Origin of the sequence: Azospirillum sp. TSH58 (genome assembly GCF_003119115.1) — a bacterium.
Lineage (GTDB): Bacteria > Pseudomonadota > Alphaproteobacteria > Azospirillales > Azospirillaceae > Azospirillum.
In genome coordinates this window covers 1,467,932-1,490,460 of sequence record NZ_CP022364.1, presented here as the reverse complement: position 1 = coordinate 1,490,460, position 22,529 = coordinate 1,467,932, and the positions used below count along the sequence as shown (strand labels likewise).

Genomic DNA, 22,529 nt, shown 5'->3' with positions numbered 1-22,529 from the left:
TTGGCCGCAGAACGGCCCTGCGCCGCCCGGCAGGCTGGCAATTCTCCTCGCCCGCCCATACAATCGCGTGCATTTCCCAAAGCATGGCGTCTGGTATGGTTGCGCGGATCAACACGGTGGCGTTCCAGGGCATCGAGGTTCTGGACATCGACGTTCAGGTTCAGATGTCCGGCGGCATCGTCGCCTTCACCGTGGTCGGCCTGCCCGACAAGGCGGTGGCCGAAAGCCGGGAGCGGGTGCGGGCGGCGCTGCACGCGCTCGGCCTCGCCCTGCCCGCCAAGCGGATCACCGTCAACCTCGCCCCGGCGGACGTGCTGAAGGAGGGCAGCCACTTCGACCTGCCCATCGCGCTCGCCCTGCTGACCGTCATGGGCGTGCTGCCCGATCTGGAAATGAGCCGCTACTGCGCGCTGGGCGAACTGGCGCTGGACGGGGCGCTGACCTCGGTGGCCGGGGTGCTGCCGGCGGCGATCAACGCGCTTGCCCACGACCGCGGGCTGATCTGCCCGGAAGCCTGCGGCGGCGAGGCCGCCTGGGCGGGCGAGGGGCTGGACGTGCTGGCGCCCGCCACGCTGCTCGCCCTCATCAATCATTTCCGCGGCCAGCAGGTGCTGACCCGCCCCCGTCCGCGCATCCAGGACAGCGCAGAAGCGCCGCTCGACCTGCGCGACGTGAAGGGCAACGAGACGGCCAAGCGCGCGCTGGAGGTCGCCGCCGCCGGCTCGCACAACCTGTTGATGATCGGACCGCCCGGCTCCGGCAAGTCGATGCTCGCGGCGAGGCTGCCGGGCCTGCTGCCGCCGCTCGACCCGGCGGAGGCGCTGGAGGTGTCGATGATCCACAGCGTCGCCGGTCTGCTGGAGGGGGGCCGGCTGCTGCGCCAGCGCCCTTATCGCTCCCCGCACCAGTCGGCTAGCCTGCCCGCCCTGGTCGGCGGCGGATCGCGCGCCAAGCCCGGCGAGATTTCCTTGGCCCACAAGGGCGTACTTTTCCTGGACGAGCTTCCCGAATTCCCGCGCGCCACGCTGGAGGCTCTGCGCCAGCCTTTGGAAACCGGAAAGGCGGTGGTCAGCCGGGCGAACCACCACGTCACCTACCCGGCGCGGGTGCAGTTGATCGCCGCCATGAACCCTTGCCGCTGCGGCCATCTCGACGACGCGTCGCTGGCCTGCGCCCGCGCCCCGAAATGCGCGGCCGACTACCAGTCGAAGATCAGCGGGCCGCTGTTCGACCGCATCGACCTGCACATCGATGTGCCCGCCGTTAGCCCCGCCGACCTCAGCCTGCCGCCGCCCGCCGAGGGCAGCGCCGACGTGGCCGCCCGCGTGGCGGTGGCCCGCGCCGTCCAGGCGGAGCGTTACGCCGGTTTCGGCCCCTTTCCCGAGGGCAGGGCGGTGCGCACCAACGCCGAGGCGGACGGCGAGCTTCTGGAAAAGGCCGCCGCCCCCGACCAACCGGGCCGCGCCCTGCTGACCGAGGCGGCGGAGCGGCTGAAGCTGTCCGCCCGCGGCTATCACCGTGTCATGCGCGTCGCCCGCACGCTCGCCGACCTGGACGGCGGGGGCGGCGTGCGCCGCCCGCACATCGCGGAGGCGCTCAGCTACCGCCGCATCGCCCCCGGACGGTGACTAATTATTCCGCCGCCACGGCGTTGCCGTGGTTGGGATGGTGCCCCTGGTCGTGCAGGCAGCGGCGCAGGCGGAAGGCGGTGATGATGGCCAGCGCGCCATAGGCGATCAGATAGCTGCCCACGCCCAGCGCCAGGACCAGCAGCCCCAGGGACGGCAGGACCCACATGCCCATGCCGAACAGAACCGACAGGGCGCCGGCCACGCCCCAGGCCCATTTGCCGTGGCTGCGGTGCATGCGCCACGCCGTCATGATCTTGGCGAAGCCGGTGATGACCGACCAGGCGGCGATCACGAAGATCAGCGCGAACAGGCTCGCGGCCGGCCACAGCAGGGCCACCGCGCCCGCGACCAGACTGACCACGCCGTCCAGGATGAAGGGCAGGCTTCGCTCATGCGCCTGGGCGGCGCGGATGCCGCCGACGATGGCGAACACCCCGTCCATCAGCAGGTAAGCCCCGAGGAGAATCGTCAAAGTGGCGACCGTCGCCCCCGGCAGAAGGAAGGCCAGCAGGCCGAGCATCACCGCCGCGGCCCCGCGCAGCGCCAGCGCCCACCAGTTGCGCGCCAGCAGATCGTTCATGCCCTGGACCCGCCGGGCCTCGTACATCGCCTCCGTCGCCATGTCAGGTCTCCCATCATCCGTTCGCGTGCAACCGGACGCGGGTGAGCGCGCCCGATACATCACGGCAACAGAATCAGAAGGACTTCGTTGCGGCGGCGGGTTGTCGAAATGCGGGGATTCGCGCGACTTCCGTGCAAACTCGTTGGGGCAGGTCAGTTGTTGCGGCCGTAGTCGCCCTTGCTGGGTTCGATGAAGTAGAAGAGCTTCGACTCGAACTGCATGCCCTCGCGCGGGTTCATCAGCGCCACCTCGGTCGTCAGCCCCTGGGCGTCCAGAACCCGCCATTTGCGGAGCTGGAAGGGACGGTCCTCGAAGACCAGCGTCAGCGTGCCCTTGCCGGGGTCCTTGGTCTCGGTCAGGCTGATCTCCACCAGCCCCGGCGCCTGATAGACGCCGGTCACCGTCACGTCGCCGGACAGCCGGATGTTCTTGCGCAGGATGAAGTCGGCCAGCGTGCTGCCGATGGGGGCGCTGGACTGCTGCCGCATCTCCCCATCCCAATAGAAGATGAAGGCGCCGTCGGCGACGACGAAGTCCTTCACCGGCGGGTCGTACTCCAGCCGCATCCGGCCGGGACGCGCGAGGTAGAAGGTGCCGGTGGTCTGGCGGCCGTTCGGGGCGACCTGCACGAACTTCGATTGCAGGGTGCCGATGCCGTTCAGATAGCTTTCCGCCTGGGCCACCAGCGCCTGGTCCTGGGCGGACAGGGCGGCGGCGCGTGGCGCGGCCAGGGCGGGCGCGGGGAACGCACCGGTCATGGCGACGGAGGCGGAGAGAGCGGCGGCGGCCAGGATGCGGCGGAACACGGTCTTCATGATGCCTGCTAGGTAACCGGACGTTCCGGGCGGAAATGGGGCGCGGCGGCGGTGGTTCCAAGGATTAAAGCGAACTCTCAATGCCCCCACCCCAACCCTCCCCCGCTGACGCAGGGGAGGGAGTCTAGCGCGAAGCGGCGGCAGTTCCCTCTCCTGCGAGAGCGGGGGAGGGTTGGGGGTGGGGGCAAACGCCCTCACTCCTCGATGTTGCGGGCCAGCACCTCGCGCTTGCCGGCATGGTTGGGCTTGCTGACCACGCCTTCGCTTTCCATCCGCTCGATCAGACGGGCGGCGGAGTTGTAGCCGATGCGGAGCTGGCGCTGGATGAAGCTGGTCGAGGCCTTGCGCTCGCGGCAGACCACCGCCACCGCCTTGTCGTAGAGGTCGTCGCCCGAACCGCCGCCGGCGCCCGACCCGTCGTCGAAGGAGGCGCCGTCCTCGTCGTCCTCCTCGGTGATGGCGTCGACGTAGCTCGGCTCGCCCTGCGTCTTCAGGAACTTCACCACCTGCTCGACCTCGCCGTCGGCGACGAAGGGGCCGTGGACGCGGGTGATGCGGCCGCCGCCGGCCATGTAGAGCATGTCGCCCTGGCCGAGCAGCTGCTCCGCCCCCTGTTCGCCCAGGATGGTGCGGCTGTCGATCTTGCTGGTGACCTGGAAGCTGATGCGGGTCGGGAAGTTGGCCTTGATGGTGCCGGTGATGACGTCCACCGACGGGCGCTGCGTCGCCATGATCAGGTGGATGCCGGCGGCCCGCGCCATCTGGGCGAGACGCTGGATCGCCGCTTCGATGTCCTTGCCGGCCACCAGCATCAGGTCGGCCATCTCGTCCACGATGACCACGATGTAGGGCAGCTCCTTCAGGTCGAGCGGCTGCTCCTCGAAGATCGGCTTGCCGGTGTCGGGGTCGAAGCCGGTCTGGACGCGGCGGGTCAGCAACTCGCCGTCGGCGCGGGCCTCGCGCAGGCGGGCGTTGTAGCCCTCGATGTTGCGCACGCCCAGCTTGGACATGTTGCGGTAGCGGTCCTCCATCTCCCGCACCGTCCATTTCAGGGCGACCACCGCCTTCTTCGGATCGGTGACGACCGGCGTCAGCAGATGGGGAATGCCCTCATAGACCGACAGCTCCAGCATCTTGGGGTCGATCATGATGAAGCGGCAGCGGTCGGGCGGCAGGCGGTAGAGCAGCGACAGGATCATCGTGTTGATCGCCACCGACTTGCCCGAGCCCGTGGTGCCGGCGACCAGCAGGTGCGGGAAGCGGGCGAGGTCGGCCACCACCGACTGGCCGCCGATGTCCTTGCCGAGCGCCAGCAGCAGCTTGCCCGCCGTCTTGTCGAAGACGTCGCCGGCCAGCAGCTCGCGCAGCAGCACGGTCTCGCGCTTGGCGTTGGGCAGCTCGATGCCGATGACGTTGCGGCCCGGCACCACGGCGACGCGGACCGACACCGCGCTCATCGAGCGGGCGATGTCGTCGGCCAGGCCGATGACGCGGGACGACTTGGTGCCGGGGGCCGGCTCCAGTTCGTAGAGGGTGACGACCGGGCCGGGATGGACCTTCTGCACCTCGCCGCGCACGCCGAAGTCGGACAGCACGCCCTCCAGCTTCACCGCGTTCTCGCGCAGCGCCGCCTCGTCCACCTTCTCGCCACGCACGCTGGTCGGGACGATCTGGAGCAGGTCGAGGGGCGGCAGCTCGTAGCCGTCCGCCTCCTCCAGATTGAGGGCGGCCTGCTTGGACGGACGCCCCTGCTCGGTGGCCTTCGCCTTGCCGCCGGCGGGCGGGGTGACCACCGGAACGTCGCGGGTTCTGGCCTCCACGCGCGGCTCCACGCTGATGGAGTCGGACAGGCGGCCGCGCGGCGCGGCGCGCAGGGTGATGGCGCCGCTCTCCTCGTCGGGCGCGTCGTCCAGCGTCGGCTCGGCGGCCTTCTTGCCCGCCGTGGCGAGGCTGGGCTCGCGGCGCAGCAGGCCGCCGGTCTGGCGGGCGGCGCTGCGCGCGGCCTCCGCGCCCTTGTCGCGCATGAAGGACACGCCGGCCCGCGCGCCCCGCCCGATGCGGGCGATGCCGGCGGCGGTCTCGCGCAGGCTGGCCGCCCATTCGCGGATCGACAGGCCCATGGCGACGAACAGGATCAGCCCGCCGGCCGCCCCGGCCACCGTGCCGACCGCCGGGTTGCCGGGGCCGCCGAACAGCAGCTTGCTGACCCCGTCCAGGAGCACGATGCCGATGCTGCCGCCGGGATGGCCGTTCAGCGGGTCCTCGCCCCCGCCGCCCATGCCGGCGAGGAACATGGCGACCAGGAGCACGCCCCACACCGCCAGCACGCTGCGGAACAGCGGGTGGCGGACGCTCTTCTGCAGGCTGAGGCGCCAGCCCCACATCATCGGGACCAGAGCCAGCAGATAGGCCGCCCAGCCCAGCGACTGGATCAGCACGTCGGCCAGATGGGCGCCGAACCGGCCGAACAGGTTGTGGATGTGGGCGTTCGCCGCCGGAACCGCGTTCCAGGACGGGTCGGCCGGGTTGTAGCTGCCCAGGATGACCATCAGCACCAGACCGACCACGCCCAGCGCGAAGCCCGCCAGCTCGCGCGCCCGCGCCACCACGAAGGCGCGCGTGGCGGGCGAGAAGAAGGGCGGCTTCTCCGGCCGTGCTCCGGCGGGCCGCGCTCCGGCGCTTTTGCCGCTTCCGCTGCGGGGGCTTGCGGGTCGTGCCATGGGCAGAAGGTCCTCAAGAACGTGCTGTACCGGACCCGTCCTTCGGGGCGAAAGACCGGGGTGACTGGGCAGGCCGAAGATGGGCGGGGGACTCGCCCCCGGCCCTTATCCCAGGATGCGGGCGATGGCGGCGCAGGCGTGGGCGACCGTCTCGGCGTCGTTTACCAGCGCGATGCGGATGAAGGGGGCGCCGGGATTGGCCTCGCCGGGGTTGCTGCGGGTCAGGTAGGCGCCGGGCAGCACGCGGATGCCACCCTCCGCCCACAGGCGGCGCGTCGCCTCCTCGCCATCGCCGACCTCCAGCCACAGGAAGAAGCCGCCGTCCGGGCGGTAGTAGCCGTAGCGCCCCTTCAGGGCGGACTCCGCCGCGTCGAACTTGGCGCGGTAGAGCGCGCGGTTCTCCTCGACATGCGCCTCGTCCCGCCACAGGGCGGCGCTGGCCGCCAGCACCGGCAGCGGCATCCCGGCGTTGGAGTAGCTGCGCAGGCGGGTGAAGCGGGACATCAGCTCCGGATCGCCGGCCACGAAGCCCGACCGCAGCCCGGCGGCGCTCGACCGCTTGGACAGGGAATGGAAGACCAGGATGTTCGCCCAGGGCTTCCCACCGTGATTGAGGCCCGTCGCGACCTGGAGCGCGCCGACCGGCGGCTTGTCCAGATAGATCTCGGCGTAGCACTCGTCCACCGCCAGGATGAAGCCGTAGCGCCGCGCCAGCCCGATCGCCCGCTCCAGATAGGAGGCGTCGGCCGCCGCCCCCTGCGGGTTGGCCGGGGTGCAGAGGTAGAACAGCGCCGTGCGCTCCAGCAGCTCCGGCGTCAGCGCGTCGAGGTCGGGGAGGAAGCCGGTCTCGCGGGTCGAGGGCAGGAACACCGGCTCGGCGCCCGCCAGCAGCGCCGCCCCCTCGTAGGGCGCGTAGAAGGGATTGGGCATCAGCACCGCCGGCTGGCGGCCCGCCTTGGACGGCGGAACGGCCAGCAGGGCGAGCAGGAACAGCGCCTCGCGCGTGCCGGACACCGGCAGGACGGACTTCTCGGCGTCGAACAGCCCGTCCGGCAGGGCGTAGCGGCGGGTCAGCCAGGCGCCCACCGCCTCGCGGAACTCCGGCGTGCCGCCGACCGGCGGGTATTTGCCCCACAGATGGGCGTTGGCGCGCAGCGTCTCGTCGATGATGGCCGGCGGCTGGTGCTGCGGCTCGCCCACCGACATCATGATCGGCTCGGCGTTGCTGCGCGGCGTCACCCCGGACAGCAGGGTGGCCAGCCGGGTGAAGGGGTAGTCGGACAACCGGTCGAGCCGGTCGTTGACGAGAGCGAAGGTGCCGAGGTCCGGGAGCGACATGCCGCCGAGAATCCTTTCCATGAGGACGGCCCGAAAAGGCCGGGCCGGCCCCGAGGGGCGCGGCCCGTCAGGGGCCTCTGGGGGCCTCTGCCCGATACGAAACGGAAACGATCCTACCGGCGGTGGAGTCCCGGCACAAGGGCACAAAACCGGACGAGGCCCGGTCAAGGGAAAGCATACGCCGCCCGTTCCGGCGGCCTTGGCGCCACCGTGGAAGGACTGGCGCGCCCGGGCTCAAGTCACCGGGCAGATCATCGATGCCACGCGGCAAGAAAAAGCGGACAAGCCTTCCCCCCTTGCGGGAGGGGCCGGGCCATGACGCCCCGCCCTGTCCGCTTCCTCCAGGACGCCTCAGAGCGCTTCGGTGTTGGTCTCGCCGGTGCGGATGCGCACGGCCTGGGCGATGTCCAGAACGAAGATCTTGCCGTCGCCGATGCGGCCGGTGTTGGCGGCCTTCTGGATCGCCTCGACCACCTGCTCGTACTGGTCGTCGGACACCGCGACCTCGACCTTCACCTTGGGCAGGAAGCTCACGGAATACTCGGCGCCGCGGTAGATCTCGGTCTGACCCTTCTGGCGTCCGAAGCCCTTGACCTCGCTCACCGTCAGGCCCTGAATCCCGAGCGACGTCAGCGCCTCGCGCACTTCGTCGAGCTTGAACGGCTTGATGATGGCCATAACCAGTTTCATGTGGCTTCCCCTTGGTATGCGTGTTTGCGGGCCCTTGCGGTCGCCCGGTCCCCCCTCGGCCGATCCCGCCGTGACGGCGGGTTTTCCGAACGTGACTCGAGCGTGTTCGCCTCGACCATAAAAAGCAATGTCTTCAAAAATCGTGCCGGTTGCAGAATCGGCCCTTTTCAGCGGTTTTTGGCTGTTTCGCCGATCGATTGGGCAGGTCATGCCTAATAATTACGCAATACGGGTGCCGCGACGCCGCGCCGCTGGACATCCGGACCGAGCGGAACGATTGTTCGTACCCGTCTACACTGATCGAAGGGCAGCGCCATCATGACCGAATCGGGCACCACCGCAGCGCAGGAGATCACGACCGACGTCGTCGTGTTGGGCGGCGGACTGGCCGGGCTCAGCATGGCGGCGGCTCTGGCCACCGCGGGCGTTCCGGTGGTCTGCATCGACCGCGACAGCCCGGACCGGCAGGCGGGGGACGACTTCGACATCCGCACCACGGCGGTTGCCTACGCCTCGATGAAGGTGCTGGAGGGGGCGGGCGTGTGGAAGCACATGGAGCCCGACGCCGGCCCGATCCTCGACATCCGGGTGGCCGACCAGTTCTCGCCCCTGTTCGTCCATTACGACCACAAGGAACTGACCTGGGACGGCAAGAACCAGCCCTTCGGCTGGATTCTCGACAACAAGGACATGCGCCGCGCCCTGTTCGCCCGCGCGAAGGAACTGCCCAGCCTGCACCATCTGGCCCCGGCCCAGGCCGTGTCGATCGAGCGCACCCGCGCCGGCGCCACCGTAAAGCTGGCCGACGGGCGGGTGATCAGGGCGCGGCTGGTCGTCGGGGCCGACGGGCGCCGCTCGCTGGCGCGGGAGAGCGCGGGGATCAAGCTGCGGACCTGGGCCTACGACCAGACCGCGATCATCTGCACGATCCGCCATTCGGAGCCGCACAACGGCGTGGCGGTGGAGCATTTCCTGCCCAACGGCCCCTTCGCCGTGCTGCCGATGACCGGGAACCGCTCCTCCATCGTGTGGAGCGAGAAGCGGTCGCTGGTCGACATGTATCTGAAGCTGCCGGAAGACCAGTTCATCGACGAGCTGACCCGGCGGTCGGGCGGCTATCTCGGCGACATCGAGCTGGTGACCCGGCGCGACGCCTGGCCGCTGTCTGTCCTGCTGGCCGAGCGCTTCATCGCCGAGCGCGTCGCCCTGATCGGCGAGGCGGCCCACGCCATCCACCCCATCGCCGGGCAGGGGCTGAACCTGGGCCTGCGCGACGTGGCGGCGCTCGCCGAGGTCATCGTGGACGCCCACCGGCTGGGTCTGGACGTCGGCTCGCCGGAGGTTCTGGCCCGCTTCCAGCGCTGGCGCCGCTTCGACACGGTGCTGCTGGCCGCGGTGTGCGACGGTCTGGTGCACCTGTTCTCGAACAACATCCCGCCGATCAAGCTGGCCCGCGACGTCGGCATGGCCGTCGTCAACCGCCTGCCGCCGCTGAAGCGCTTCTTCATGCGGCACGCGATGGGCGTGGTCGGCGAGTTGCCGCGGATGATCAAGGGCGTGCCGCTGTAAGGGGGGCTGGAGTCTCGGGGGACAACAGGGGCTTCACGGATTTCTCGGATTTAAGCACGGATTGCACGGATTTTATTTGGTCTTGCCCAGTGCTCGCTGATCGAGAGGGCACGCGCTGAAGCACGAACAAAAGAAATCCGTGTAATCCGTGTCAAAATCCGTGCAATCCGTGAAGACCCTGTTGCCCGCCAAGAATCCCAAACTCACGCCAACCCGTACTCCGACAGCGCCTCGTACACCGCGGCCCCCTTGCCCAGGTGGCTGCGGTAGAGCGTGAAGTGCTCCACCCGGATCGGACCGGCGCGGAACATCCCGCGCTCCTCGACGAAGCGCCCGATCCGGTCCTTCGGCGCGTCCTTCAGCCGGGCGAGCGTGACGTGTGGCGAGAATTTGCGCTCCTCCGCCGGCAGGCCGCAGCGGACCAGCGTCGACTCGACCTTGGACTGGAGGTGCGACAGAGCGTCGCTGCGTTCCACCCCGGCCCAGAGGACGCGGGCGTTGCGGCCGCTGCCGTACACGCCCACGCCGTCCAGAACCAGATCGAAGGCCGGCGCCGCGATCTGCGCCAGCGACTCGTCGATCTCCGCCGCCTGATCCCCCGGCACCTCCCCGATGAAGCGGAGCGTCAGGTGCAGGTTGTCCGCGTCGGTCCAGCGGGCGCCGGGCACGCCGCCGCCCAGCCCCGCCAGACGCCGGCGCACATCCTCCGGAAAATCGAGGGCGACGAAGAGACGGATCATCGGCTTCGCGGACCGGTTACGGGCAGGGGTCGGGATAGCGGGCGTTGACCGCCTCGATGTCCTTCAGCACCTCGTCCGACAGCGTGACGTCCACCGCCGCGATGTTGGACTTGAGGTCCTCCATGGTCGTCGCGCCGATCAGCGAGGACGCCACGAAGGGCTGCTGCAGGGTGAAGGCGATGGCCATCTGCGTCGGCGACAGGCCGTGGCGCCGGGCGACGTCCAGATACTCCTTCGTCGCCACGTCGGCGTTGACGGTGGCGTAGCGCGACTTGCGGTGATCCAGCGCGCGTCGGGTGCCGGCGGGAACGGCGCCGTCCAGATACTTGCCGGTCAGCGTGCCGGCGGCCAGCGGCGAATAGGCGAGAAGCCCGACATCCTCGCGCAGCGACACCTCGGCCAGCCCCTGCTCGAAGGTCCGGTTCAGCAGGCTGTAGGCGTTCTGGATCGAAGCGATGCGCGGCAGGCCCTTGTCCTCCGCCAGCTTCAGGAACTGCATCACCCCCCAGGGCGACTCGTTCGACACGCCGATGTGGCGGACCTTGCCGGACTTGACCAGCTCGTCGAGCGCCGACAGCGTTTCCTCGATGGGCGTGCCGTCCTTCTCCGGCCGGTGGACGTAGTTGCGCGCGCCGAAGCGGTTGGTCGAGCGGTCGGGCCAGTGGAGCTGGTACAGGTCGATGTAGTCGGTCTGGAGCCGGCGCAGGCTGGCCTCCACCGCCGCGAAGATGTTGGCGCGGTCGAGCTTGGCCTCGCCGTTGCGCACCCAGGCGAAGCCGCCGTCGCTGGCCCCGACGACCTTGCTCGCCAGGATCACCTGGTCGCGCTTGCCGGTCGCCTTGAACCAAGTGCCGATCACCTCCTCCGTACGTCCGTACGTGTCGGCGGTCGGGGGGATGGCGTACATCTCCGCGGTGTCCCAGAAATTCACGCCCTCGCCGAGCGCGTAATCCATCTGGGCGTGGCCCTCGGCCTCGCTGTTCTGGCGGCCCCAAGTCATGGTGCCCAGGCCGATGGCGCTGACCGACAGGCCGGTGCGGCCGAGCGGACGGTATTGCATTTCGATATGGTCCTTAAAGGAACAGGGTGAGCACGCCCGTGTATCCGTACAGGCGGGCGTTGGAGATCTCGCCGCTGGCGAAGAATCCGGCCAGCGGGATGTCGCCGAAGGTCTCGCGGATCAGCGCCAGTTCCTGGCTGCCCTCGCCGAACAGGCTGGGGCCGCGGGCGATGCAACTGACGTAGAGCGCGCCCTTCGGGGTGGTCTTCACGCGCTTCTTCAGGTTGGCCAGCATCCGGCGCATGTCGGCCTCGGCGCTCTGCTGGTCGCGGCGGGTGAACAGGATGGGTTGGCCGCTCTGCACGTGATGGGCGACGGCGATCCAGCCGGCGCGCGGGTCGATGGCGATCAGGTCGCGGACCAGATAGTCCGCCGTGTCGCTCCCGGCGATGGGCAGGCCGGCGAAGATGTAGCCGGACACCCGCTTGAGGTCGCGGGCCAGCAGCTCGCCGATGTCCTCCTTGAAGACCTCCAGCGCCGGGCGTCCGTCGATCTCCAGGACGACGTTGTCCTCCGCCGCGGTGATGGTGCGCACCGGTCCGATGGGCGTGCAGCCCTGGCTGAGGCCGGTGGCGACCGGCACCTGCGGGGCGAACAGCACGCCCGACACGCCGCCGTCGGCCACCGGCCCGCCGACCATCGTGGCGGTGTTGCCGGGAATGGTGAATTGCGGGAACTCCGACCGCGAGGCCGACAGGCCGCCGACCAGGAAGGCCCCGGTTGATTCCGCCAGCGAAACGACCAGCCCGGCCAGATCCTGGTGGCGCGGATCGGCGTGGGCCAGCGCCAGCATGGCGCCGTGCTTGTCCAGCCAGCCGCCGGCCATGCGGCGCAGCGGCTCCATGTCGCCCGACACCACCGGGAACAGGCGGAAGCCCTCCGGCGGCAGGCGGGCCACCATCACGGCGATGCCCGGCTTGTCGAAGATCTCCTCGTCGTTGGCGCAGACGCCGATGCCGACCGTGCCCACCCAGTCGCGGATGCCGGTGACGCCGCGCAGCAGCGTGACCATGCTGGTGGCGTGCTCGGCCAGCGCGTCGGTGATGTAGAGGAAGCCGAGGTTGCAGCCCTCCACCGCGCCGAGTTCGTCCAGGCACGACTTGACGACGGCGCCCCATTCGGTGCCGGTGGCCGATGCGGCCTTGAAGTGAGTCTCGGTGGTGGCGGTGTCGCCGGCCAGGGTCGCCATGGGTGTCAGTCTCCGCTCTTGGCGATGCCGTCCAGAAGGCGGGCGACATGGGGCGTGATGCGCTCCACGATCACCTTCACGCCGGCCGCGTTGGGATGGATGCCGTCGGGCTGGTTCAGCGCGGCGTCGGCCGCCACGCCGTCCAGGAAGAACGGATAGAGCTGTACGTCGTACGTCTTCGCCAGATCGGGATAGATGGCGTTGAAGCGCTCCCCGTACGCGCGGCCCAGGCTGGGCGACGCGTACATGCCGGCCAGCAGCACGGGCAGCTTCTCGGCGGTCAGCCGCTTCAGGATGGCGTCGAGGTTGGTGCGCGCCGCGCCGGGATCCAGCCCGCGCAGCATGTCGTTCGCCCCCAGCTCCACCAGCACGGCGTCCGGCTTGTCGGCCAGCGCCCAGTCGAGCCGCGACAGCCCGCCCGCCGTGGTGTCGCCCGACACGCCGGCGTTGACGACGGTCACGTCGTAGCCCTTCGCCCGCAGCGCCGCCTGCAACTGCACGGTGAAGGCCTGGGCTTCGGGAAGGCCGTAGCCGGCGGTCAGGCTGTCGCCGAGCGCCAGCAGGGTGTAGGGACCCTTCCCCGTACCGCTCTGGGCGAGCGCGGGGGCGGTCATGCCGATTCCCGCGCCGATTGCTGCGACAAGGGCGAGAGCGGCCAGCCCCGAGCGAAGGAGGGCCATGTTGAAATGGCGGCGCACCATGCCATATGGCGTGAGGTTTTCCCGCCCGTTCCCCCGCCCGTTCCAGAGACGCATGCCAATGTCCCGACCCGATTCCGTTGCTTCTGCCATCGTCGATCTCGACGAAGTGCATCTGAGATTGGACAGCGCGGCCGGACCCGTCAACATCCTGAGAGGCTTGAATCTCCGCATCCAGCCCGGTGAACGGGTCGGCGTGGTCGGCCCGTCGGGCTCCGGCAAATCGACCATGATGATGGTCATGGCCGGGCTGGAACGCCCCACGGGCGGGACCGTGCGCGTTGCCGGGCAGGATCTGGGCCGGCTGGACGAGGACGGGCTTGCGCGCTTCCGCCGCGACCATGTGGGGATCGTCTTCCAGGCTTTCCACCTCGTGCCGACGATGACCGCGCTGGAGAACGTCGCCATCCCCCTGGAATTCGCCGGGGCCGCCGACGCCTTCGACCGCGCGCGCGACGGGCTGGAGGCGGTCGGGCTGGGCCACCGGCTGAGCCATTATCCGGGCCAGCTGTCCGGCGGCGAGCAGCAGCGCGTCGCCCTGGCGCGCGCCTTCGTCGCCGAGCCGTCGCTGCTGCTGGCCGACGAGCCGACCGGCAATCTGGACATCGGCACCGGCGCCACCATCGTGGAGCTGCTGTTCGACCTCGCCGAGCGGCGCGGCACGACGCTGGTGCTGATCACCCACGACCCGTCCCTGGCCGACCGCTGCGACCGAACCGTGCGCCTGACCGACGGACGCATCGTCGACGACGGCCTCGCCGCCCGCGCCGAGCGCGTCCGCGTGGCGGGGGACTGAGCGTCTTTTAAAAGTAAAGCCTTCCCCTGCGAAAGCGGGGGAGGGTTGGGTGGGGGGCCCGACGCGACCATTCCCCACCACCACCCCACACCCCTTTCGGACGCCCCATGACCAACCTCGCCCTCGCCTTCCGTCTGGCCCGCCGCGAGCTGCGCGGGGGCTTGAAAGGCTTCCGCATCTTCCTGGCCTGCCTGACGCTCGGCGTCGCGGCCATCGCCGCGGTCAATTCGGTGTCCGGCGGCGTGCTGGCCGGTTTGCAGGCGGACGGGCGGGCGATCCTCGGCGGCGACGTCGCGCTGCGGCAGATCTACGCACCGCCGACCGACGAGCAGCGCGCCTGGCTGGAACAGGCCGGGCGCCTGTCGCAATCGGTGGAGATGCGCGCCATGGCCCGCTCCACCGACGACCAGCGGTCCACGCTGGTCGAGCTGAAGGCGGTGGACGACGTCTATCCGCTCTACGGGTCGGTGGCCATCGCGCCGGAGGGCGACCTGCACACGGCGCTGGCCAACCGCGACGGGCGCTGGGGCGCGCTGGTCGAGGACGGGCTGCTCGACCGGCTGGGGCTGAAGACCGGCGACACGCTGCGGCTGGGCGAGGGCGAGTTCGCCGTGCGCGGCGTCCTGACACGGGAACCGGACCGCGCCTCCAACGGCGCCTTCTCGCTGGGGCCGCGGGTGATGATCGGCCTGCCGTCGCTGGAGGGCACCGGCCTGCTCCAGCCCGGCAGCATCGTCTACTGGACCGCCAAGCTGGCCCTGCCGCCGGGCACCGACGTGGCGGCGTGGCAGACGGCGCTGACGGCGCGCTTCCCCGACGCCGGCTGGCGGGTCCGCGACTTCACCAACGCCTCCCCGCAGATCGAGCGCTTCATCGACCGCATGACGTTGTTCCTGACGCTGGTCGGGCTGACCGCCCTGCTGGTCGGCGGGGTGGGGGTGGGCAACGCGGTGCGCAGCCACCTCGATTCGCGCGCCCGCACCATCGCCACGCTGAAATGCTTGGGCGCGCCGGGCGATCTGGTCTTCCAGGTCTATCTGCTGCAGATCCTGGCGCTGTCGGGGCTGGGCATCCTGCTCGGGCTGCTGCTCGGCGCGGTGGCGCCGCTGGGGCTGGGGTCGCTGCTCGACCAGGTGCTGCCGGTCCCCACCCGGATCGGCGTCTACCCGGGCGCGCTGGCGCTCGCCGCGCTCTACGGGCTGCTGACCGCGCTGACCTTTTCGCTGTGGCCGCTGGGCCGGGCGCGGGAGGTGCCGGCGGCGGCGCAGTTCCGCGACGTGGTCGCCCCCGCCGGCGGCCGTCCGCGCGCCGTCTATCTGGCGGCGATGGCGCTGACCGTCGCGGCGCTGGCCGGGCTGGCCGTCGCCACCGCGCACAACAAGATGTTCGCCGCCTGGTTCGTCGGCGGCTCCATTGCCACCTTCATCGCCTTCCGCCTGGCCGCCTGGCTGGTGGTGCGCGGGGCCGCGGCGGCGGGGCGCCCGCGCCGTCCGGGGCTGCGTCTGGCGCTCGCCAACCTGCACCGGCCCGGCAACCCGACCGGGGCGGTGGTGCTGTCGCTCGGCCTCGGCCTGACGGTGCTGGTCGCCATCGCGCTGATCGAGGGCAACTTCTCCCGCCGGGTCAACGAGACGATCCCCAAGGACGCGCCCAGCTTCTTCTTCGTGGACATCCAGCCCGACCAGTTCGAGCCGCTGAAGCAGACTCTCACCGCCCTGCCCGGAACCAGCGGGTTCGAGGCGGTGCCGTCCTTGCGCGGGCGGATCGAGACGGTGAACGGCCAGCCGGCGGAGAAGGCGCTGGTCAACCCCGAGCAGTCCTGGGTGCTGTCCGGCGATCGTGGCGTGACCTATTCCGCCAAGCTGCCCGAGCATTCGGAGATCGTCGCCGGCTCCTGGTGGCCGGAGGACCACAAGGGGGCGCCGCTGATCTCCATCCACCAGAACGTGGCGAGCGCCTTCGGCATCGGCCCCGGCGCGACCATGGGAGTCAACATCCTGGGCCGCACCATCGAGGCGACGGTGAGCAACGTGCGCGCCGCCGACTTCTCGACGCTGGCCATCAATTTCGCCCTGGTCTTCGCGCCGGGCACGCTGGAGCGCGCGCCGCAGACCTGGATCGCCACCATCCGCAGCACGCCGCAGGCGGAGCCGGAGGTGCAGCGCTCCGTTTTGCAGCGCTTCCCCAACGTCACTCTGGTCCGGGTGAAGGACGCGCTGGACACGGTGGGCACCATGCTGGGCCACATCGGCACGGCGGTGCGCGTCACCGCCGGGATCACGCTGGCCGCCGGCACGCTGGTGCTGGCCGGCGCGGTCGCCGCCGGGCACCGCCGCCGGGTCTACGACGCGGTGGTGCTGAAGGTGCTGGGCGCCACGCGGGCCGACGTGCTGAAGGCGTTCCTGCTGGAATACGGGCTGCTCGGCATCCTGACCGCGGCCATCGCCGGGGTCATCGGCACCATCACGGCCTGGGCGGTGATGACCTTCCTGATGCGCTGGGAGTGGACCTTCCTGCCGTCGGCGGTGCTGACCACGGCGCTGCTCAGCACGGCGATCACGCTGGCCTTCGGCTTCCTCGGGACGTGGCGGGCGCTCGGCCAGCCCTCCGCCCCGCTGCTGCGCAACGACTGACACCGGCGGTCATCGGGGTGACCGCCGGTGTCGTGCGCGGCCGTCACGAGCCCTGGCTGAGCGCCTCGGCCAGCGCGCGGTCGGGGTGGTTCCCGCCGACGATGAGCTGCATGGAGCCGGTCGGCACCTCCACCCCCAGCTCGTCGAAGCGCTTCTTCATGCGGCGGTTGAACTCGCGCGACACGCCCCACTGCTTGGTCGGGCGCGTCTTGAAGCGCGCGGTGATGAGCTGGGTCGAGTCGGGCTGGAACTTGTCCAGGCCCATCACCTCCAGCGGCGCCATGATGTCGGGCGCGAACAGGGCGTCGGCCTGCAGGCCGTTGCCGACGTCCTTCAGCAGTTCGATCACGCGGTCGGGGTCCTCGCGGTAGGCGACCCGCACCTCGAACAGGGCGTAGGAGAAGTCCTTCGACATGTTCTTGACGGTGCTGACCGAGTTGAAGGGCACCGTGTGGATGGCGCCCGATCCGTCGCGCAGCCGGATGGAGCGGATGGAGATGGCCTCCACCACGCCGGAATGGCCGCCGCCCACATCGACCACGTCGCCGATGGAGATGCTGTCCTCGAACAGGATGAACAGGCCGGTGATGATGTCCTTGACCAGGGTCTGCGAGCCGAAACCGACGGCCAGACCGACCACACCGGCACCGGCCAGCAGCGGCGCGATGTTGACGCCCAGCTCCGACAGGGTGATCAGCGACACCATGGTGACCAGGACGATCAGGAAGGCGTTGCGCAGCAGCGGCAGCAGGGTGCGCACCCGCGCGCTGCGCTCGATCCGCGTGCCGTTGCGGTCGGTGGAGGCGAGGAAGCGCTCGATCATCGCGCTGACCACCTCCCAGGCGATGATGGAGCCGACGAGCAGCAGGCCGATGGTGATCGTGCTGCGCAGGATGCGCTGGCCGAGTTGCGTGTCGGTCCAGGCCAGCGTGTCGAAGCCCCAGCCGTAGAGGATCATCATCGCAGCACCGACCCAGATGACCGTCTTCACCATCCGGTGCAGGAAGGGCAGGTAGAGGGAGGCGCGGTCCTTCAGCGGCGGCAGGGCGCCCTGGCTTTCCGGGACCATGCGCAGGCCGCGGCGCAGGCCGCGGTTGATGCCGTTGACCAGCAGCCGGGCGATCACCGCGACCAGGATGGTGATGCCGGTGGCGCGGGCCAGATACTCGAACCCGCCATAGACGTTCAGCACCCAGACGCCGAAGGTCACCACCACGTAGATGATCGCCAGAACGTGCCAGACGTCGGCGAAGCGGCGGCGGGCGGAGCGCAGGACGGCGCCCTGGCCCTCCGACTCGCGTTCCGCGGTGGCCGCCGGGTCGCCGTCGCCGGACAGCGGGTTGCCGTGCATCCAGTCGGCGACGATGCGGCGGTTCTGCAGGATCAGCGCGATCAGCATGCCGGCGATCGCCAGCCCCAGCAGCTTCAGCAGCGCGCCGTAGGCGCCGAGCGGCAGGCCCAGCACATAGGCGCCCTCCGCCAGGAAATAGCCGTAGACGCCGACCGCGGCCAGCCGGCGGACCCAGCGGTAGAGGCGCAGCGCGTTGGCGTCGCCCACCCGCACCATCCGCAGGGAGGATGCGAAGGGCGAGATCAGGATGCGGGCGGCGACCAGCAGGATCTGCAGGATGACGGTGGCGTTGATGACGGCCAGGGCGACCAGCCGGACGCGCGGCCCCGGCTCGCTGACCGACAGGATGGCGTAGGCGACGACGATGAAGGCGGCGATGGGCGCCAGCTCCAGCAGCGCGCGGCCGAGCAGCAGCGGAAAGCGCACCAGCACCGTGCTGCCCCGGCGGGCGGCCAGGGCGTTGCGCGGGCGGGCGAGCAGCCAGCCGACGACGCGCTGGATCGCCAGACCGGCGGTCAGGATCATCGTCAGCTGGATGGCGATCTGCACCCAGCGGTCTCGGGCAGACGGGTCGACCATCTGCCGGTTCGCCCACTCGATGGCGCCGGGCAGCTCCTTGAAGACGTTGCCGACCTGGACGAGCTGGCGGCTCAGCACGTCCATGCGCTCGGCCAGGAAGGACAGGGCGCTGGCGCCGATGGTCTCGGGCAGGGTGCTGGCGGCCGGGGCCTCCTCGGCCTTGGCCTGATCCAGCCCCCTCTGCGCGGCGACCAGCGCCTTCAGCTGCTCGACCAGCCGGGCGCGGGCCGCCGGGTCCTCCAGCGTCGTGATCATCGCCTGCATCTGCTCGGGCGTCGGATCGGGCGAGGCGGCGGGTTCCGCGGGGGCCGCGGCGGCGGGGGCCGGCATGGCGGCCCCCGGAACGGGGCCGGCGGCCAGCGACGGCGCGGCGAGGCCGGCGAGAAGCAGCAGAAGGACGGCGAGTGCGCCCATGCAGGGGACCGTCAACCGGGTGCGTGCGCGAAGCATCCCTGTCCTTTTCCGTGATTTCAGCAATGCGGGCGTGAAGGCCGGGGACGTTATCCCGTGCCCGCCTCCTTGCCAACCCGCGCAGTTTCAGACCTTTTTGAGACGGAATTGCGGCCACGCCCAAGGCGTCGGCGGGCTCCGGCGAGGGGGTTACGGGGCTTGTCCACCAACCTGGGCGCCGTCTTGCGCGTCGTCCTGGGCGACATGGCAGGCGACTCGGTGGCCCGGCGCCACGGGGTCGAGCGTCGGGGGAACCTGGGCGCAGCCGTCATGGGCGAGCGGGCAGCGCAGCCGCAGGACGCAGCCGGTCGGCGGGCGCAGGGGCGAGGGCGGATCGCCGTGCAGGGCGGGGCGGGCCAGGCGGGACGCCGCGATCAGCGCGCGGCTGTAGGGGTGCCGCGCCCCGGCGGCCAGAACCGCGCTGTCCGCCGACTCGACGATCCGGCCGAGCAGGAGCACCAGCGCCCGCCGCCCGATCCGCAAGCCCTCCGCCGCGTCCTGGGTGGCGTAGAGCAGGGCCAGCCGGCGGCGGCGCCGGATCGCCCGCAGCAGGGCCAGGAAGTCCGCCCGCTCCGCCCCGTCGAGCGTCGCCGCCGGCTCGTCGCAGACCAGAAGGCGCGGCTCCGGCAGCAGGGCGCGGGCCAGCCCGGCGCGCGCCGCCTCCGCCGGACGAAGCGCGCCGGGATAAAGGTCGAGCACCGCCGCCGGCAGACCGACCTCCTCCAGCGCCTCGGCCAGCCGCGCCGCGCGGTCGGTGGCTGATCGGCCGGCGGATCGCGGAGGAAGCAGCAACTCCAGAGTCGCGGCGAGCTGCGCGCCGATGGTCATCAGCGGGTCGAAGGCGGCCAGCGGATCGGGGAAGAGGATCTGCAGGTCCCGCCGCGCCCGGCGCATCGCCTCCGGCGGGGCGGCGGCGAGGTCGGTCCCCAGCCAGGACACCTGTCCCCCGACCGGCGGCACCAGCCGCAGGATGGCGCGGGCCAGCACCGACTTGCCGCTGCCCGTCTCGCCGAGCAGGGCCAGCGTCTCGCCCTCGGCCAAATCAATGGACAGGCCGTCCACGACGGTCAGCCAGCGTTCCTCGCCGCGCCAGCCCCGCCCCAGCGGGAAGGCGACGCGCAGGTCGCGCACCGACAGCACGGGCGGGCCGGAGGGCGCGGGCTCGACCGGGGGCGGGGCGGGGACGGGGACCTCCTCGGGCGCTTCCAGACGACCTTGGGCCAGGACCAGCCGGCGGTCGGCCGGACCGGTGAGCGCCGGGTCGGGCTGCGGGCGCCCGGTCAGCAGCAGCGCCGTTCCGGCCTCGCGCGTCCAGGCGGCGAGATCGCTCAGCAGGCGGACGCGCTGGGTGGGGTCGAGCGCGGCGGCGGGGGCGTCGGCGAGCAGCAGAGCCGGCTGCGCCGCCATGGCCAGCGCCAGCGCGGCCCGCCAGCGCATCGCCTCGCCCAGCTCTTGCGGATGGAGCGCCAGCCGGCGCGCGGCGGCGGGCACCTGGAAGCGCTCCAGCGCCTCGGCGGCGCGGCGCAGGGCGGTTCGCTCGTCCAGCCCCGACTGACGGCCCAGCAACTCCACGAACTGGGCGCCGATCGTGCGAAGCGGGTCCAGGGCGCCGTCCTGGGTGACCAGGAGGCGCCGCCCCCGGATCCGGATGTCCCCCAGCACCGTGACGCCCTTCGGGGGCAGCCCGGCCAGCGCGCGCAGCAGCAGCGTCTTGCCCGCCCCGGCGCCGCCCGACAGGGTCAGCACCGTGCCGGCCTCGACGGCGAAGCTCAGCCGGTCGAGCAGGATGTCGCGGCCGGTCAGGAGGGACAGACCCTCCACCCGCAGCGGCGCGCCGCCGTCCGGCCCGATCACGTCCGCTCCGGTCACCGCCGTCCTCCCGCGGTCGCGGAGAAGGCCAGCCGCATCCCGTCGCCCACCCCGTGCAGCGCCCACAGGGTCAGCGCCAGCAGCAGCGCCGGTCCGGCCAGCGCCGCCGCGTCGCCCGCCCGCGCCGCCGCGCCGATGGCGGTTCCCCAGCCGGTCACCCCCTCCGGCAGGCCGAGGCCGAGCAGGCTGGCGAGGCTTTCCGTCAGCAGGGCGCGGGCAAGGGCCGTCCAGGCCGCCGCGGCGAGCGGCAGGACGGCGTTGGGCAGGATGTGGCGGCGCAGCCGGCGCCCGTTGGACATCCCGGCGGCCTGGGCGGCGCTCAGGAACTCCCGCCGCAGCAGGGCGCGCAGCTCGTCCCGCGCGATGACGGCCACCGCCGGGGCGGCGACCAGGGCGGTCACCACGGCCATCGGCGCCAGCCCGCGCTCCGGGCCCAGCAGCCCGCCGGCCAGCGGCAGGGCCAGCGCCAGGGGCAGGCCGGTCAGCGCGGCGGCGGGCGCCATCATGGCCCGCTCCGCCCGCTCGCCCAGGGCCACCGCGGCGGCCCCCCAGAGCAGGCCGAGGACGGCCCCGCCCAGCCCGGCGAACAGCGCGAAGGTCAGGCTCTGGTGCCCGGCGGCCAGCGCCGCCCCCACCGGACCGCCCCCGGCGACGAGGCCGGCGGCGACCGCCAGCATCAGCGCCGCCAGAACGGTCAGTCCCGCCGCGGCGGGCCGGTGCGCGGTCAGCCGCTGCCCGGCCTTCTGCCAGGGGCCGTCGCGCCAGTGTGGATCGGTGCGGGAGTCGGTGCCGGCGGGTCCGTGCATCAGGCCATCCGGGCGCGCGGGTCGATGCCGCCGTGCAGCGCGCCGCCCAGGGCATTCAGCAGCATGGCGAGGCCGCACAGCCCGGCGAGCGCGGCGACGGCCATGCCGGCGTCCCCGGCGCGCGCCGCCTCGACGAACAGCCGCCCGGCGCCGGAAAAGCCGGTCCCGAACAGGCTTTCCACCGCCACGGCCGCGATCACCGTTCCGGCCACGGCGCTGCGCAGGCCGCCCATCGCCGCCGACAGCCCCAGCGGCAGGGCGAGCCGCCAGAGCAGGGCCGAGCCGTCCATCCCCCGCCCGCGCGCCGCCAGCAGAACCGTGTCCTCCGCCCCGGCCCGCGCCCGGCCGGCGAGCGTCGCGGCCTGGGCGGCGGCGGGCAGGGCGAGGGCGGCGAGGCCGAGCGTGAAAGCTGCGTTCGCCAGCGTGGCGGCGACCGCGGCCAGCAGAAAGCCCGGCATGGCCGGTCCGAGGCCGCCCAAGGCCGCGCCGCCCGTCCCGCCCATGACGCCGAGCAGGGCGCCGAGCCCGGTCCCCAAGGCCAGCGCCGGCAGGACCAGCGCCAGCGTCGCCGGCAGGGCGGCCAGCGCGGCGCCCAATGCCTCCGCCCAGCCGGGTCCCGCCAACGCGGCCACCACGGCGGCGGCGAGCGCGAGGCCCAGCAGGGCCGGCCCAACGGCCAGCACCCGGCGCAGGACGAGGCTCAGCATCGGCCCCGCCGGGTGCTGGCGGCCGTGACGGGCGGAGTCGGCAGGGGGGCGGACAAGCGGATCACAACAGGCGGGTCATGCGACAATGGCGGACACGAATGGAGTCCTCCTGACGGTACCCAGGTCCCGGCCGGTCGGGCAATGGAATTTCGCCTCTCGGCGGAGGGCGGGGAGGGTTGGGCGGCTGCGGTGTTGTTCGGGCATCCGCCTTCCTGGCCGGTCGCAGCCCGTCCCGGACGCACCATATGTGAAACCCCGATGCCGAT

Annotated in this window: 17 protein-coding genes; 4 read left to right on the top strand and 13 right to left on the bottom strand. The window is 71.6% G+C overall.

The window, feature by feature from the left end:
* Nucleotides 1-95 precede the first annotated feature (95 nt).
* Nucleotides 96-1,628, top strand: a complete 1,533-nt coding sequence (locus TSH58p_RS10550) for a YifB family Mg chelatase-like AAA ATPase (RefSeq protein WP_109069849.1) — start codon at nucleotides 96-98, stop codon at nucleotides 1,626-1,628.
* Nucleotides 1,629-1,632: 4 nt separating this feature from the next.
* On the opposite strand, the gene TSH58p_RS10545 is transcribed toward TSH58p_RS10550, so the two are convergent.
* From TSH58p_RS10545 to glnK, 5 genes are all read right to left on the bottom strand, one after another.
* Nucleotides 1,633-2,253 carry an HdeD family acid-resistance protein gene (locus TSH58p_RS10545; RefSeq protein ID WP_109069848.1) on the bottom strand — a complete coding sequence of 207 codons (621 nt, stop codon included), beginning with the start codon at nucleotides 2,251-2,253 and terminating at the stop codon, nucleotides 1,633-1,635.
* 152 nt (nucleotides 2,254-2,405) lie between these two features.
* Nucleotides 2,406-3,068, bottom strand: coding sequence for an outer membrane lipoprotein carrier protein LolA (locus tag TSH58p_RS10540; RefSeq protein WP_109069847.1), 663 nt, complete (start codon nucleotides 3,066-3,068; stop codon nucleotides 2,406-2,408).
* A 194-nt stretch (nucleotides 3,069-3,262) separates the two neighbouring features.
* Nucleotides 3,263-5,788: a DNA translocase FtsK gene (locus TSH58p_RS10535; protein ID WP_109469219.1), complete on the bottom strand. Its 2,526-nt coding sequence runs from the start codon at nucleotides 5,786-5,788 to the stop codon at nucleotides 3,263-3,265.
* 105 nt (nucleotides 5,789-5,893) lie between these two features.
* Nucleotides 5,894-7,126 (bottom strand): aminotransferase class I/II-fold pyridoxal phosphate-dependent enzyme, encoded by a 1,233-nt coding sequence (locus TSH58p_RS10530; protein WP_247873789.1) that lies wholly within the window; start codon nucleotides 7,124-7,126, stop codon nucleotides 5,894-5,896.
* A gap of 351 nt (nucleotides 7,127-7,477) precedes the next feature.
* The gene (gene glnK / locus TSH58p_RS10525; RefSeq protein ID WP_035670687.1) at nucleotides 7,478-7,816 is read right to left on the bottom strand and encodes a P-II family nitrogen regulator; all 339 of its coding nucleotides are present in this window, start codon (nucleotides 7,814-7,816) and stop codon (nucleotides 7,478-7,480) included.
* A gap of 318 nt (nucleotides 7,817-8,134) precedes the next feature.
* On the opposite strand from glnK, the gene TSH58p_RS10520 reads away from it, so the two are divergent.
* Nucleotides 8,135-9,385 (top strand): UbiH/UbiF/VisC/COQ6 family ubiquinone biosynthesis hydroxylase, encoded by a 1,251-nt coding sequence (locus TSH58p_RS10520; protein ID WP_109067648.1) that lies wholly within the window; start codon nucleotides 8,135-8,137, stop codon nucleotides 9,383-9,385.
* Nucleotides 9,386-9,588: 203 nt separating this feature from the next.
* Here the strand turns inward: TSH58p_RS10520 and thpR are convergent, their stop codons facing one another.
* Genes thpR through TSH58p_RS10500 form a run of 4 tightly spaced genes read right to left on the bottom strand, consistent with a single transcriptional unit; the run spans nucleotide 9,589 to nucleotide 12,988 of the window.
* A complete protein-coding gene (gene thpR / locus TSH58p_RS10515) occupies nucleotides 9,589-10,125 on the bottom strand; it encodes an RNA 2',3'-cyclic phosphodiesterase (protein WP_109067649.1) in 537 nt (178 codons plus the stop codon).
* A 16-nt stretch (nucleotides 10,126-10,141) separates the two neighbouring features.
* Nucleotides 10,142-11,185 (bottom strand): NADP(H)-dependent aldo-keto reductase, encoded by a 1,044-nt coding sequence (locus TSH58p_RS10510; protein ID WP_109067650.1) that lies wholly within the window; start codon nucleotides 11,183-11,185, stop codon nucleotides 10,142-10,144.
* A 13-nt stretch (nucleotides 11,186-11,198) separates the two neighbouring features.
* Nucleotides 11,199-12,374, bottom strand: coding sequence for an FIST N-terminal domain-containing protein (locus TSH58p_RS10505; protein ID WP_109067651.1), 1,176 nt, complete (start codon nucleotides 12,372-12,374; stop codon nucleotides 11,199-11,201).
* A 5-nt stretch (nucleotides 12,375-12,379) separates the two neighbouring features.
* On the bottom strand, nucleotides 12,380-12,988 hold the full coding sequence (locus TSH58p_RS10500) for an arylesterase (protein WP_247873790.1): 609 nt from the start codon (nucleotides 12,986-12,988) through the stop codon (nucleotides 12,380-12,382).
* Nucleotides 12,989-13,133: 145 nt separating this feature from the next.
* Between TSH58p_RS10500 and TSH58p_RS10495 the strand changes: the two genes are divergently transcribed.
* Both TSH58p_RS10495 and TSH58p_RS10490 read left to right on the top strand, forming a co-directional pair.
* On the top strand, nucleotides 13,134-13,868 hold the full coding sequence (locus tag TSH58p_RS10495) for an ABC transporter ATP-binding protein (RefSeq protein ID WP_109067653.1): 735 nt from the start codon (nucleotides 13,134-13,136) through the stop codon (nucleotides 13,866-13,868).
* Between the two features lie 107 nt (nucleotides 13,869-13,975).
* Nucleotides 13,976-16,501 (top strand): ABC transporter permease, encoded by a 2,526-nt coding sequence (locus TSH58p_RS10490; protein WP_109067654.1) that lies wholly within the window; start codon nucleotides 13,976-13,978, stop codon nucleotides 16,499-16,501.
* Between the two features lie 43 nt (nucleotides 16,502-16,544).
* On the opposite strand, the gene TSH58p_RS10485 is transcribed toward TSH58p_RS10490, so the two are convergent.
* The 4 genes from TSH58p_RS10485 to TSH58p_RS10470 all read right to left on the bottom strand — a co-directional run bounded on the left by TSH58p_RS10485 (nucleotide 16,545) and on the right by TSH58p_RS10470 (nucleotide 22,263).
* Nucleotides 16,545-18,881, bottom strand: coding sequence for a mechanosensitive ion channel domain-containing protein (locus TSH58p_RS10485; protein ID WP_109067655.1), 2,337 nt, complete (start codon nucleotides 18,879-18,881; stop codon nucleotides 16,545-16,547).
* 150 nt (nucleotides 18,882-19,031) lie between these two features.
* Complete coding sequence (locus tag TSH58p_RS10480; protein WP_247873792.1) at nucleotides 19,032-20,750, bottom strand: oligopeptide/dipeptide ABC transporter ATP-binding protein; 1,719 nt, start codon at nucleotides 20,748-20,750, stop codon at nucleotides 19,032-19,034.
* A complete protein-coding gene (locus TSH58p_RS10475; protein WP_109067656.1) occupies nucleotides 20,747-21,556 on the bottom strand; it encodes an ABC transporter permease subunit in 810 nt (269 codons plus the stop codon). Before TSH58p_RS10475 ends, TSH58p_RS10480 begins: the two co-directional genes overlap by 4 nt.
* Nucleotides 21,556-22,263, bottom strand: a complete 708-nt coding sequence (locus TSH58p_RS10470; RefSeq protein ID WP_109067657.1) for an ABC transporter permease subunit — start codon at nucleotides 22,261-22,263, stop codon at nucleotides 21,556-21,558. The genes TSH58p_RS10475 and TSH58p_RS10470 overlap by 1 nt, the downstream gene beginning before the upstream one ends.
* Nucleotides 22,264-22,529 lie beyond the last annotated feature (266 nt).

Excerpts from the sequence above, each read along its gene's own strand:
- TSH58p_RS10505 (WP_109067651.1), bottom strand. The coding sequence starts at position 12,374 with ATGGCGACCCTGGCCGGCGACACCGCCACCACCGAGACTCACTTCAAG.
- TSH58p_RS10530 (WP_247873789.1), bottom strand. The coding sequence starts at position 7,126 with ATGTCGCTCCCGGACCTCGGCACCTTCGCTCTCGTCAACGACCGGCTC.
- TSH58p_RS10510 (WP_109067650.1), bottom strand. The coding sequence starts at position 11,185 with ATGCAATACCGTCCGCTCGGCCGCACCGGCCTGTCGGTCAGCGCCATC.
- TSH58p_RS10535 (WP_109469219.1), bottom strand. The coding sequence starts at position 5,788 with ATGGCACGACCCGCAAGCCCCCGCAGCGGAAGCGGCAAAAGCGCCGGA.
- TSH58p_RS10545 (WP_109069848.1), bottom strand. The coding sequence starts at position 2,253 with ATGGCGACGGAGGCGATGTACGAGGCCCGGCGGGTCCAGGGCATGAAC.
- glnK (WP_035670687.1), bottom strand. The coding sequence starts at position 7,816 with ATGAAACTGGTTATGGCCATCATCAAGCCGTTCAAGCTCGACGAAGTG.
- TSH58p_RS10470 (WP_109067657.1), bottom strand. The coding sequence starts at position 22,263 with ATGCTGAGCCTCGTCCTGCGCCGGGTGCTGGCCGTTGGGCCGGCCCTG.
- TSH58p_RS10475 (WP_109067656.1), bottom strand. The coding sequence starts at position 21,556 with ATGCACGGACCCGCCGGCACCGACTCCCGCACCGATCCACACTGGCGC.
- thpR (WP_109067649.1), bottom strand. The coding sequence starts at position 10,125 with ATGATCCGTCTCTTCGTCGCCCTCGATTTTCCGGAGGATGTGCGCCGG.
- TSH58p_RS10500 (WP_247873790.1), bottom strand. The coding sequence starts at position 12,988 with ATGACCGCCCCCGCGCTCGCCCAGAGCGGTACGGGGAAGGGTCCCTAC.
- TSH58p_RS10550 (WP_109069849.1), top strand. The coding sequence starts at position 96 with ATGGTTGCGCGGATCAACACGGTGGCGTTCCAGGGCATCGAGGTTCTG.
- TSH58p_RS10540 (WP_109069847.1), bottom strand. The coding sequence starts at position 3,068 with ATGAAGACCGTGTTCCGCCGCATCCTGGCCGCCGCCGCTCTCTCCGCC.
- TSH58p_RS10520 (WP_109067648.1), top strand. The coding sequence starts at position 8,135 with ATGACCGAATCGGGCACCACCGCAGCGCAGGAGATCACGACCGACGTC.
- TSH58p_RS10490 (WP_109067654.1), top strand. The coding sequence starts at position 13,976 with ATGACCAACCTCGCCCTCGCCTTCCGTCTGGCCCGCCGCGAGCTGCGC.
- TSH58p_RS10485 (WP_109067655.1), bottom strand. The coding sequence starts at position 18,881 with ATGCTTCGCGCACGCACCCGGTTGACGGTCCCCTGCATGGGCGCACTC.
- TSH58p_RS10495 (WP_109067653.1), top strand. The coding sequence starts at position 13,134 with ATGTCCCGACCCGATTCCGTTGCTTCTGCCATCGTCGATCTCGACGAA.